General features: G+C 50.1%; 13 protein-coding genes. 1 reads left to right on the top strand and 12 read right to left on the bottom strand.

All coding sequences use genetic code 11. The features are described from left to right. Positions 1–34 precede the first annotated feature (34 nt). Positions 35–1,198, bottom strand: coding sequence for a cystathionine gamma-synthase (gene metB / locus DSM2777_RS03960; RefSeq protein WP_040044400.1), 1,164 nt, complete (start codon positions 1,196–1,198; stop codon positions 35–37). A 277-nt stretch (positions 1,199–1,475) separates the two neighbouring features. Between metB and metJ the strand changes: the two genes are divergently transcribed. Beyond that, a complete protein-coding gene (metJ, locus tag DSM2777_RS03955; protein ID WP_025799616.1) occupies positions 1,476–1,796 on the top strand; it encodes a met regulon transcriptional regulator MetJ in 321 nt (106 codons plus the stop codon). A gap of 175 nt (positions 1,797–1,971) precedes the next feature. Here metJ and metF read toward each other — a convergent pair whose 3' ends face one another. From metF to DSM2777_RS03900, 11 genes are all read right to left on the bottom strand, one after another. Beyond that, a complete protein-coding gene (metF, locus tag DSM2777_RS03950) occupies positions 1,972–2,880 on the bottom strand; it encodes a methylenetetrahydrofolate reductase (protein ID WP_025799618.1) in 909 nt (302 codons plus the stop codon). Between the two features lie 303 nt (positions 2,881–3,183). After that, on the bottom strand, positions 3,184–4,143 hold the full coding sequence (gene lafU / locus DSM2777_RS03945; protein WP_046459844.1) for a putative lateral flagellar export/assembly protein LafU: 960 nt from the start codon (positions 4,141–4,143) through the stop codon (positions 3,184–3,186). Continuing rightward, positions 4,143–5,006 carry a flagellar motor stator protein MotA gene (motA, locus tag DSM2777_RS03940; protein WP_046459843.1) on the bottom strand — a complete coding sequence of 288 codons (864 nt, stop codon included), beginning with the start codon at positions 5,004–5,006 and terminating at the stop codon, positions 4,143–4,145. The genes lafU and motA overlap by 1 nt, the downstream gene beginning before the upstream one ends. Positions 5,007–5,019: 13 nt before the next feature. Continuing rightward, on the bottom strand, positions 5,020–5,706 hold the full coding sequence (locus DSM2777_RS03935) for a FliA/WhiG family RNA polymerase sigma factor (RefSeq protein ID WP_046459842.1): 687 nt from the start codon (positions 5,704–5,706) through the stop codon (positions 5,020–5,022). Between the two features lie 30 nt (positions 5,707–5,736). Continuing rightward, positions 5,737–6,207 carry a flagellar basal body-associated FliL family protein gene (locus DSM2777_RS03930; RefSeq protein ID WP_046459841.1) on the bottom strand — a complete coding sequence of 157 codons (471 nt, stop codon included), beginning with the start codon at positions 6,205–6,207 and terminating at the stop codon, positions 5,737–5,739. A gap of 19 nt (positions 6,208–6,226) precedes the next feature. Next, a complete protein-coding gene (locus DSM2777_RS24390; protein WP_162270907.1) occupies positions 6,227–7,336 on the bottom strand; it encodes a flagellar hook-length control protein FliK in 1,110 nt (369 codons plus the stop codon). Then, positions 7,336–7,641 (bottom strand): hypothetical protein, encoded by a 306-nt coding sequence (locus DSM2777_RS03920; protein WP_061553229.1) that lies wholly within the window; start codon positions 7,639–7,641, stop codon positions 7,336–7,338. The genes DSM2777_RS24390 and DSM2777_RS03920 overlap by 1 nt, the downstream gene beginning before the upstream one ends. Further along, positions 7,634–8,029, bottom strand: a complete 396-nt coding sequence (gene fliS / locus DSM2777_RS03915) for a flagellar export chaperone FliS (protein WP_046459839.1) — start codon at positions 8,027–8,029, stop codon at positions 7,634–7,636. Before fliS ends, DSM2777_RS03920 begins: the two co-directional genes overlap by 8 nt. A 15-nt stretch (positions 8,030–8,044) precedes the next feature. Then, positions 8,045–9,367, bottom strand: coding sequence for a flagellar filament capping protein FliD (fliD, locus tag DSM2777_RS03910; RefSeq protein ID WP_061553228.1), 1,323 nt, complete (start codon positions 9,365–9,367; stop codon positions 8,045–8,047). Between the two features lie 230 nt (positions 9,368–9,597). Next, positions 9,598–10,467 carry a flagellin N-terminal helical domain-containing protein gene (locus tag DSM2777_RS03905; protein ID WP_061553227.1) on the bottom strand — a complete coding sequence of 290 codons (870 nt, stop codon included), beginning with the start codon at positions 10,465–10,467 and terminating at the stop codon, positions 9,598–9,600. Positions 10,468–10,662: 195 nt separating this feature from the next. Beyond that, positions 10,663–11,517 carry a flagellin N-terminal helical domain-containing protein gene (locus tag DSM2777_RS03900; protein ID WP_061553226.1) on the bottom strand — a complete coding sequence of 285 codons (855 nt, stop codon included), beginning with the start codon at positions 11,515–11,517 and terminating at the stop codon, positions 10,663–10,665. Positions 11,518–11,732 lie beyond the last annotated feature (215 nt).

Below are 11,732 nucleotides of genomic sequence, written 5' to 3'. Positions count from 1 at the left end.
TAATATGCAGCGTTATCGCTTGAGAAACAGCACATTAGCGTTGGCTGTTAGCTTTCTGGAACGCCTGCTCCAGATCGGAAATTAAATCGTCACCATCTTCGATACCTACAGAAATACGCAGCAGGCTTTCTGAAATACCTGCGGCCTTGCGCGCCTCTGGAGCCATACCCGCGTGAGTCATCGTGCCTGCGTGAGAAATGAGACTCTCCACGCCGCCTAAAGATTCTGCCAGTGTAAACAGTTGCAGCGATTTTAGGAATCGTCGCAGCAAGGCTTCATCGCCATCCAGTTCAAAGCTCAGCATCGCGCCAAAGCCTGACTGCTGGCGACAGGCAATTTCATGCCCTTGGTTTTCTGGCAACGAAGGATGATAAAGCTTTTTCACCAGCGGTTGATGTTTGAGGAACTCTACAATTTTCAGCGCGTTTTGCTGTTGTAGCTGAATACGCGGGCTTAGCGTTCTTAGGCCGCGCAGCAGGAGATAGCTGTCGAAAGCGCTGCCGGTCACGCCAATATTATTCGCCCACCACGCTAACTCGGTAACGTGCTCAGGATCTTTGGCGATAACGGTTCCCGCAACCACGTCGGAATGGCCATTTAAGTATTTAGTACAGGAATGCAGAACCAAATCCGCGCCTAATTTTAATGGCTGTTGCAGCGCCGGACTCAAGAAGGTGTTATCAACCACCGTTAGCGCGCCCACGGCCTTAGCTGCTGTACAAATAGCGGCAATATCCACCACGCGCAGCAACGGATTACTTGGGGTTTCAATCAGCACCAGCTTAGGTTTTTGTTCCAACGCGGCCGCGAGAGCCTGCGCATCGCCCTGATCGACAAACAGCACGTTATATGCCCCGCGCTTCGCCAAACTATCGAACAGACGATAGCTGCCGCCGTAGCAGTCGTGCGGCGCCACCAGCAGATCGCCCGGTTTGAGGAAAACCGTACACACCAGATGAATTGCCGACATCCCCGTGCTGGTCATCACCGCACCAGCGCCGCCTTCTAACTCAGCCAACGCCCGCTGCACCACATCACGCGTAGGATTACCTCGGCGAGAATAGTCATGCGCGCGCGGTTCATTGAAGTCGGTGAAGTTATAAGTGCTGGAAAGATGGATGGGCGGAACGACGCAACCATACTGCTCGTCATCATTTAAACCACTGCGCACTGCAAGTGTTGCCTGCTTATATGTCACGTTGTTCTCTCCGCGCTGGATGATGTGTTTGGTGGAAGTGGAATAAAGATTAATCGCTTCGGATATGGACGTCAATACTTCTAGACATCTAAACTTCTTTGCGTATAGATTGAGCCTTGAGGAAATAACCGCTAAAATTATGTCAGTTTGAGGTGTACTGAAGTCACAAAACGGTGGCATAAACCGATAAATCAGACACTTCGTGAGCATAAATCGTGAGGATCGGACATAATTAGCCGTTTCTCAAAATAACTAAGTCTAATTAAGGTATCCCCCCATGGCTGCTGAATGGAATGGCGAATACATCAGCCCTTATGCTGAGCACGGCAAAAAAAGCGAGCAGGTGAAAAAGATCACTGTATCTATTCCGCTGAAAGTGCTGAAAATCTTAACCGACGAGCGCACGCGCCGTCAGGTCAACAACCTACGTCACGCAACCAACAGTGAGTTGCTGTGTGAAGCGTTTCTGCATGCGTTTACTGGCCAACCGCTGCCTAACGATGCAGATCTGCGTAAAGAGCGTAGTGATGAAATTCCAGAAGCGGCAAAAATATTGATGAGAGAGATGGGTATCGACCCAGATACTTGGGAATATTAATGTTTGCGGTTCTGCAAAATAAAAACCACGCTGAAATGCGTGGTTTTTTTTCGGCTAAGAGACTGACCCTAACCCTCCCCTTCGCAGGGGAGGGAACCGTTCGGCGTAGGTGGTAAGAATCTCGATCGACTCTTCCTCCCTGCCAAGGGGGAGGTTGGGAGGGGGTCTTGGCAAGTTACGCAATAATCGGTGAATGAACCTCAGGGCGCACGCCGAGCGTATGGCAGATGGCATAGCTCATTTCTGCACGGTTTAGCGTGTAGAAATGGAAGTCTTTCACGCCTTCACGGCTGAGGATTTTCACCATGTCCATCGCGATATTCGCGCCCACCATTTTGCGCGTTTCAGCATCGTCATCCAGCCCTTCAAACATGCTGGTCATCCAGTGTGGCACGCGCACATTGGTCATGGTCGCAAAGCGCTGAAGCTGCTTAAAGTTTGAGACAGGCAAAATACCCGGCACAATTTCCACGTCGATACCCGTCGCAACGCAGCGATCGCGAAAACGCAGATAGCTTTCAACGTCGAAGAAAAACTGAGTGATAGCGCGATTGGCACCGGCATCAATTTTACGTTTTAAATTAATAAGATCGGCCTGTGGGCTTTTGGCTTCAGGATGAACCTCAGGGTAGGCGGCAACGGAAATATCAAAATCACCGACCTCTTTCAATAATGAGACGAGATCACAGGCATACATATCGGGTTTGCCGCCGCCCGCTGGCAAATCGCCGCGCAGAGCCACGATATGGCGGATGCCGTTATTCCAGTAATCCTGTGCGATGGTGCGCAATTCATCACGAGTGGCATCAACGCAGGTCAAATGCGGCGCAGCTTCTAAACCAGTGCGGTCTTTAATGCCTTTGATAATGCTGTGGGTACGATCACGCTCACCAGAATTAGCACCGTAGGTCACAGAAACAAATTTCGGCTTCAAGCTGCTCAAGCGGTCGATGGACTGCCATAGAGTATCTTCCATTTCGCTAGTGCGTGGCGGGAAGAACTCAAATGACACATTAATTTGTCCGTGCAGTTCTGCCAGACTTTGGTTCAACGCCTCGCGCTGATTTGCGTGAAAGAAACTCATACCCTGTCTTCCTCTTATTAACCTGTTCGTGCGTAGCCACACTTTTTATTATCGTTTTCATTAAGCGTCTATACGTTTAGACGTCTAAACATGAAATTGCCGTAAGTTGGTCACTGAGTCAACAGTTAAATGAATTTCTCGCATGATGAATGTTCAGGGGGAGGTGAAATAAATTCATGTCTGGTATTCCCCCTCCCAGCCTCCCCCTTCACAGGGAGAGGAGCAGATCGAGGATCTTACAAACATCACTGAACGATTCCCTCCCCTGCTAAGGGGAGGGTTAGGGGGGGGGTCGGTAACGAGCTACCGCTTACTGATCTTATCCGCAATTGGTTTCACAACTTTATCGCCGTGATTACCAAAGAACTGATACAGAGAATCCGATGCCGTGCGTGTTAGCACCATAATCTCGATACGGCGGTTGGTTGCACTCAGTGGCTGATCGTTATCCAGCAGCATTTGGTCGGCCATAGCATTCACCTGCAATACTTTATCCATCTCCAAACCGCCACGAGCCAACGCCTTGCGTGCCGCCATTGCACGATCGCCCGACAGGTTCCAGTTGTTGTACAAATCCTGATCGCGGTAGCGTGACGAATCGGTATGCCCGGTAATGATGATTTTATTGTCCAGCTTATTAAATACCGGCGCTAAATCGCGTAGCAGGCGATTAAAGAACGGCGTCAAAATGGCGCTACTGCGCTGGAACATTTCACGCTTTTGGTCATCTTGCACCAAAATACGCAGTCCCTGCGGCACAATTTCCATCTTCATATTGGTCTGTGCGTTATACGCCGATGTGACCTGCAAGATGATGCGCGCCAGCTCTTCCATTTCTTGCTGAGAGCGTTTGTTAACCTCTTCTAGCGATTCCGTTTTATTGACGATGTCAGCCACAGATTGCTTTGGTTGTTCGCTCTTGATGCCACCGTTATCTGAACCAGAGCCGCTGCCTTCGGTATTTTCGTCGCCGCTACGCTTACCTTCCAGAATAGGGTTACTTCCCCCACCAGAGTTCTTTTGCGTGATGGGATTTATCGACATGCCATCAAAGATGGATTCGCTGTTGAGGGTAGAGACAATTTCTTTACGCTCTTCTTCAGTCACCGAGCCCATAATCCACAGCACCATAAACAGCGCCATCATTGCGAGCGTAAAGTCAGCAAAGGCGACCTTCCACGCCCCACCGTGAATCGCATCGTGCGATTTACGCGAGGAGCGTTTGATTATCGTGGTGTGACCTTTACCTTTTGGGGAGCGCATCAGTTACCCCCCACCATCTGGTTCACCCAAGAGTCCAGCGTAGCGAAGGTCGGTTTGGAATCCATTGGCAACATCTTACGGCCCGCATCCACGGCCAGCAGGGTTGGTTTGCCCGCAACATGGTTAACCAGCACGGTACGCACGCATTCCAGCACCGCCATCTGCGTTTTGGCACGCTGTTCCATGGCGTTAGCCACCGGATCCATCAGGCAGTAACAGATAAATACGCCCAAGAACGTACCAATCAGCGCAGCCGCAACTTTGATACCGATGACCGCAATCGAACCATCGATAGATTCCATGGTGATGATGATCCCAAGAACCGCGGCACAAATACCAAAGCCTGGCATCGCTTCTGCGGTACGCTGCAAAGAACGTGAAGGCAACAGAAGCTCTTCTTCCATCGCACCCAGTTCTTGCTCAAGAATACCTTCCAGTTCGTGTTCGTTGATTTTACCCATCGCCATCAAACGGAAGTTATCCGAGATAAAGGTCACCAGATCTTTATCCAGCAAGATCAGCGGGTATTTCTGGAACAGTGAACTGCTTTCCGGTACTTCAATGTGCTCATCCAGAACTTTCAAACCGCCGTCCTGAACCAGTTCTAACAGCTCATATAACAACATCAGCAGCTGGCGCTGATATTCGTCGGTGTATTCGTTTTTGCGCAGTGCACCACGGAACTGATGCCACATTTCAACCAGCACATGTTTTGGGTTGGCCAAAACCATAGCCCCTAAACCTGCGCCAAGAATAATAACGATTTCGCCGGGTTGCCAAAAAGAAGCCAAACGTCCACCCGACATAATGAAGCCGCCGAGTACACAGACGAAAATAATAATCAGACCTAATAATTTCTGCATAGTGGTTCCACTTCTAGAAAAAGCTTTTAATTTTTTCTGTAATTTTCTTATTGAGCTGACAGACTCTGGCTTCGGTAAGATCCAGCACCAATGCTATCTCTTTCAGACTCATTTCATGCTGATAATAGAGGCTCAAGATCAGCTGCTCGCGTTTATCGAGGCTGGCCAAAGCAACACGCAAAGCATTGCTGACCATCATCTCGTCCTCCAACGGACGGCTATTAAGCGCAGAGCCCACACCGTCGTTAGAGAGTAAATCATCAAGGCTTTCCAGCGACTTAGCGCAGTCGAGCAACAGATATTCCTGATACTCCTGCGGCGAGATCTCCAGTCGCCCTGCAATTTCTTCATAGCTAGGTTCTTTGCCTAGCTCTCGCGCCAGCTCGCGGATGGCGTCATTAAGTTTGTGGGTCTTCTGTCGTAAGCGGCGCGGGCGCCAGTCTAGCTGGCGCAGTTCGTCTAACACGGCGCCGCGAATTCGGTGAATAGCATAAGCACCGAACTGCTCATCGGGATGTCCGTAACGACGCAAGGACGAGAGCAACCCCATTAGGGCGATCTGTTCCATGTCCTCGCGGTCGAGAACGCTGCTTGTTTGGTAAGACAGCTGCCTTACCACACGTTTTACCAACGGCAGATACGCAGTGAGATACTGCGTTTCTTGCGCCGGAGTCAGCGCTTCATTGGTCATAAAATCCATTATTTCCATTGCTCGTGCTTCTATCGCTTTCTATTGAAAGACCATCTTGCTAATGATGACATCGTGAAACGGCACGCCCGTATTCAGTGCTTTAAACTTCTTCACATACGCCGCCATCAGCTGTTCACGCAGCTCAACCACGTTCATGCCGCGAATATGTGAATATTCCATATCGGATAACAGGCTAACGGTCGCCCCGCGGATCGCAGGAACCATCGCCTCTGTACGCGCAGTTTCTTTACCGTCAGACGTGGCGAGCGCCAGCTCCAAAAGCAGATAGCGTTCTTTTTTGTTATCACTTTTCAAGGTGATCACAACGTTCTTGATTTCGACAAACTCTACGGTGGCCTCGCCATCAGCCGAGAACATCTTAGAAATTTTGTCACCCACACCGTTTTCTGGCTGAGCCAGAATGTGATTCCCCATTACGGCCAAAACCGCCGCCAGCACAGCGGCGACTAATGCAATTACCAAACCTAATGAAAATGTTTTTACGGTCATATATGTCTTATTCAGTAGTTCAAATTGTCATGAGGACAGATTCATCCTCGCGGGTTTTCTTCGATGGCTCAGTGGTTTCACTGTCCAGCGGTGTGCCCGAGAGAATGAAAGGCTGCTGAGCTTCGCCTTGATGCCCATGCCCTGATTGTTGCTGTGAGTTTTGCGAAGAAACCTGAACGTTGACCTGTACAAAGTTCTGTTCGGTCAGGCTTTGGCGCAGTTCATTACTGACCTGTTGCAGAGCGCGATAAACCTCGCCCTGGCTCGCATTGATATGCACCTGCAAACGTCCAGACTCAAATTGAATTGAGATATCGATCTTGCCCATATCCGGTGGATCGAGTCGGATCGTGGCGTGCTGGACCTGATTTTTAACCTGAACCTGTAAGCGCTCACCGAGAGAATTTTGCAACTGCTGCGGCCAACGCTCTTCGCTGGATTCCAGCTTGAGCGGCGCCGTAGTCGCATTAAAATTCTGCATCGTCGAAGCCACGTTATTACCTACGCTTGAAGGCGCAGACGTTGCTAACGACGCATTCAGGAGATCGCTGGGTACAGCGGAATGCTGCTGCATCGCAGGACTAAACGCTTCGTGGGTCTTGGTCATCGCCGATGAGATGGCAATGTCAGACGGCGTGGCGTTTAACGCCGCGTTCAGCACTGACGCATTCACTGGCTGAGAAGCGCCTGCCGTCACCGGCTGGGCCGCCGTCTGCCGACTTAGCATTAGCAATTCAGCAGACGCGTGTTGTTCACCCTGCGGTACTGCCGCCTGCTGAACAGGTGGCTGATAGGTGTTCAACAGCAGATTTAACATCTGCTGTTGATCTTCCTGCGGCAAACTCGTCAGATCGTCAACATTCGCATCGCTATCGCCAGAAGGCAGCGCGGTATCGGCACTTGTGCCTCCCACTGCGGGACGTAAACCAGCAACGCCAGGCTGAGCGAGCAAAGAGCCCACCATAGTGAGCAGCTCATGACTAAACTGCGCGGTGTTTTCAGGCAATGCGCCACTATTTAGCACTCCGCCGATCGCCGACGCGACGCCCGTCGAATCGCCGATAGACACGCTAGAAGACGTGCCCGAAGCGGAAGGCATTGAGCTAGAAACCAGATCCATCATGCTCATTATTCGCTGTCCTCATCGCCGCTAAAAATGGCGTAAGCCATCGCCCCTTCGCGATTATTACGGTGCAGAGCCATCTTGTGCTCAAGCTCTGCGCTTTGCTGGCGGCAGATCTCATTCACGCGATGATGGGTATCTTTCAACATCATCAAGGCCTGTCGCTTTTGCTCACTCAACGGCTGCCCGCTGAGTGAACTCAATAACGAAGCGATCTGCTTATCAACGTTCCGCACCTGTACCCAATCACGCTGCTGAGTAGCACTCTTCAACGCGTTGGCAAGGAACTGAATCAGCTGAATATCATCCATTCTGCTTACCCATCTCTTCCCAACCTTCACGCAGGTTGTTGAGGATGGCTTCCACTTCATCAATGTATTCAACCGACAGCTTATGGCTGGCGTCATAAAGACGGTAAACGCAGTAGTCATACAGGTTTGCCAAGCTCAAGGCCAAATCGCCGCCCTTTTCGTAATCCAGCGCACTCGTCAGCGCATTGAGAATATCGATGCACTTATTAATGCTCTGAACTTTACGTTCATAGCGCTTGGCGGCAATGTGGCTCTTGGCGCGAACCAGTTCATCCATGAGACCGCTAAACAGCATAAGAACCAGCTGATGAGGGGTCGCGGCGGCGGCCTGAATCGCCAGATCTGAATCCTGATAGAGGCCGTATCCTTCCTGTTGAGTTCCGTACATAAAACCTGCGTTTCCTTAGACTAAGCCAAACATACTCATCGTATTATTCATCTGAGACATCACCTGCTGCAGCTGGGTGAACTGCTTCAGATAACGGTTATAAGAGTTCTCATAACGGGTGCTAATTTTGTCACTGCGGTCGGTCAGCTGAGTTTCCTGACGATCCAGTGATTCTTGACGGCCTTTGATCACGCCGTTGGTGCTGTTCAGATACTTATCCAGCGACTTATCCATCTTCTTGATAAGGCCGTCATTGCCGTTGAACAACGCGGTAAGCTGTGTTGGGTTGTCTGTCAGCATTTTCTCGAGCTTTTCGCTATCGAGTTCTAACTTGCCGTCTTTATCGGCGGTGATACCGAATTTCGTCATGTCCAAACCATCGACATTGGTACGGATCATGTTGTTCAGCTCACGTTCTAACGACGCAATTCCCGCATCACCGGCAAACGCGCCGCGATCGGTTCCACCGCTGCCGCTGGCGGTTAATTTGCCGAGCGAATCACGCATCGTGTTATAGGCATCAATAAATGCTTTCACCTGCGTTTCAGTTTCACTGGTGTCGGTGTTCACGTTGATACGCAGTGGCGCATCACCATCTTTTTGTGCCTGATTCAGCTCAACGGTCACACCTTCAATAACACCATCTAACTTATTGGTGCTGTTGGTAATTCTTAAGCCGCTACCTTTGCCACCTAAATGGACGATGGCGTCTTGCGCTTCAGAGATCGTCGTGGTCTTACCCGTATCCATCTCTGCGGGAATATTTCCGCTTAACTTGATCTCATTTTCCGCACCGGTTTTGTCACTGCTAAGCATTAACTTAACTTCACCGTCGGTACGGATCAGCGATGCAGTAATCGCCGGGCTGTTCTCTGAGCCATCGTTGGTTTTATTGATCGCGCGAGCCAGGTCTGACATGGTTTCCAGACCATCCATCTCGATATCAATAGACTTGCCATTGACCTCAAGCGTAAAGGTACCCGTCGCGCCTTTGACTGCATCGTCGGTCATCTCGTCGAACGCCACCTGATGCGAACCCGCAAGCTGCTCTACATAAAGGTTATATGTGCCTTTTGTGGCGTTGGAGTTGGCGGTGACATTGGCAATATTGTCGACGCTGGTAGTGACTTTATTGGTTAGCAAACCGCTGTTGGTTTTATTCAGCGCCGTTAATGCGGTACGGAAATCCGTCATGGCAGTTTTCAGTGCTTTTAACGCATCTTGCTGACCGGTTAACGACGTTTGCTGTTTCTTCAGTGCTGCCTGCAATGCCATAACATCGTAGCTAGCCAACTGCGTTGCCATGGTCTGTGGGTCAATACTTGTAAAATCTGACATGCTGATCCTCCGGACGCGCTGGCGAGTAGAAATGGTTACCTACAGGGTTACCGATAAATTCCCTATAGATAAAGCAAAGTACGTGCCAACTTTTTAGTTAAATTAAATCAATGAGATGGGAGACTACCGGAAGGTGTTTTTCCTGATATTGACGGAAATAGGAAGTATTCCGGCAGAAATAAAAACACCGCCCAAGAGCGGTGTTTTTTGCATTATGGTGTCATTGCTGATTAGCCCAGCAGAGACATCACCATGCCTGACATGCTGTTAGACTGCTTCAACATAGACATGCTGGTTTGTGCCAACATCTGCTGACGCGTCATGGTTGATGCTTCTGAAGCGAAGTCCGCATCGCGGATGTTGCCCAGCGCCAGCTCGGTGTTGTCTTGCATGTTTGCCAAGTTTGCAGAGGTGTGGCCCAGACGGTTGATGTTCGCACCCAGAGATGAACGCAGGGAACCAACGTCTTTCAGTGTTTTTTCCAAGTTTGCAATCGCGCCTGATGCGCTGGTTGCGGAATCCAGCTTCAATGCACCTAAACCACTTTGTGAACCACTTGCGTTACTACCGATTGCGACAGACAAACCAGACAGTTGGGTGGAAACGTTCACGTTCAGCGTTTCTGCATTGCTAGAACCGATCTGGAAGTTCAGGCCGCTTGTGTTTGCCAAACCTGTAGTACCGCTCAGCAGTTTAGTACCGCCGTAGCTGGTGTTGCTCATGATGTTGCCCAGCTCAGAGTTCAGCTGATCGAATTCAGACTGCAGGGATGCACGGTCTTCGGTTGAGTTAGTGTCGTTCGCAGCCTGAGTTGCCAAGTCTTTCATGCGGTACATGATGTTGCTCACTTCGTCGAATGCGCCTTCCGCAGTTTGCAGCATAGAGGTGGCATCGGCGATGTTACGTTTTGCGACGGTCATGCCGTTCGTTTGGCCCTGCAGGCGGGAAGCGATCTGCATGCCTGCTGCGTCATCTGCCGCAGAGTTGATACGCTTGCCGGTACCCAGACGTTCCATCGACGTGGACAGCAGGCTATTAGATTTGTTCAGCGCGTTCGTAGAAGCCATGGAAGAGGCATTGGTAAAGATAGATAAAGCCATTGTGTCGTCTCCTTCAGGGAATCCACCTATTTAGATTCCGCATCTCTCGTACTTATAGAAAACGACACACTGACTCTGCTAATTAAATCGAAAGCTAAAAAAATTAAACAAAATTTTCATTGGCTAATAATGATCATCTAATACAAACAAAAACACCGCCCGAGGGCGGTGTTTTCACGAGAGTCATGCGGGATATTAGCCCAGCAGAGACATTACCATGCCTGACATGCTGTTTGACTGCTTCAGCATTGACATGCTGGTCTGAGCCAACATCTGCTGACGCGTCATCGTTGACGCCTCTGAAGCGAAGTCCGCATCACGGATGTTGCCCAGCGCCAACTCGGTGTTGTCCTGCATGTTTGCCAGGTTCGCAGAGGTGTGACCCAAACGGTTGATGTTCGCACCCAGAGATGAACGCAGGGAACCAACTTCTTTCAGTGCACCTTCCAGACTTGCAATTGCGCCAGAAGCAGTCGCCGCAGAGTCCAGCTTCAGGCTGGTCAGGCCGCTAGCACCGGTCAGCGTCGAAGTTAAACCAGAGATGTCACTTGAAACGTTCACGTTCAGCGTTTCTGCATTGCTAGAACCGATCTGGAAGTTCAGGCCGCTTGCGCTAGCTAAACCAGTACCACCGCTCAGCAGTTTGGTGCCACCGAAGCTGGTGTTATCCATGATGTTGCCTAGCTCAGAGTTCAGCTGATCGAACTCAGACTGCAGGGATGCACGGTCTTCAGTTGAGTTAGTGTCGTTCGCTGCCTGAGTTGCCAGGTCTTTCATGCGGTACATGATGTTGCTCACTTCGTCGAATGCGCCTTCAGCGGTCTGCAGCATAGAGGTAGCATCGGCGATGTTGCGTTTTGCAACGGTCATACCGTTAGTCTGACCTTGCAGACGAGAAGCGATCTGTAAACCCGCAGCGTCATCTGCCGCAGAGTTGATACGCTTGCCGGTACCCAGACGTTCCATCGACGTGGACAGCAGGCTGTTAGATTTGTTCAGCGCGTTCGTAGAAGCCATGGAAGAGGCATTGGTAAAGATAGATAAAGCCATTGTGTCGTCTCCTTCAGGGAATCCACCTATTTAGATTCCGCAATTCTTGTACTAAGAGAGAACGACACGTTGGAGGTTAGAGTTAAATAGAAAATAAAAAATCTTTAGTTCAGTAATTAGCTAGAAACTTCTTTCTTATATAGAGAAGCTTATTTTAAAAGACGCACTAATCAGTTCACCTCAACCTAATCGCTATCAAGAATAAATAAACATGA

It is taken from the genome of Obesumbacterium proteus, from assembly GCF_001586165.1.
Classification (GTDB): domain Bacteria; phylum Pseudomonadota; class Gammaproteobacteria; order Enterobacterales; family Enterobacteriaceae; genus Hafnia; species Hafnia protea.
The sequence above is the reverse complement of the archived record's forward strand: the minus strand, read 5'-3'. Positions and strand labels throughout refer to the sequence as shown.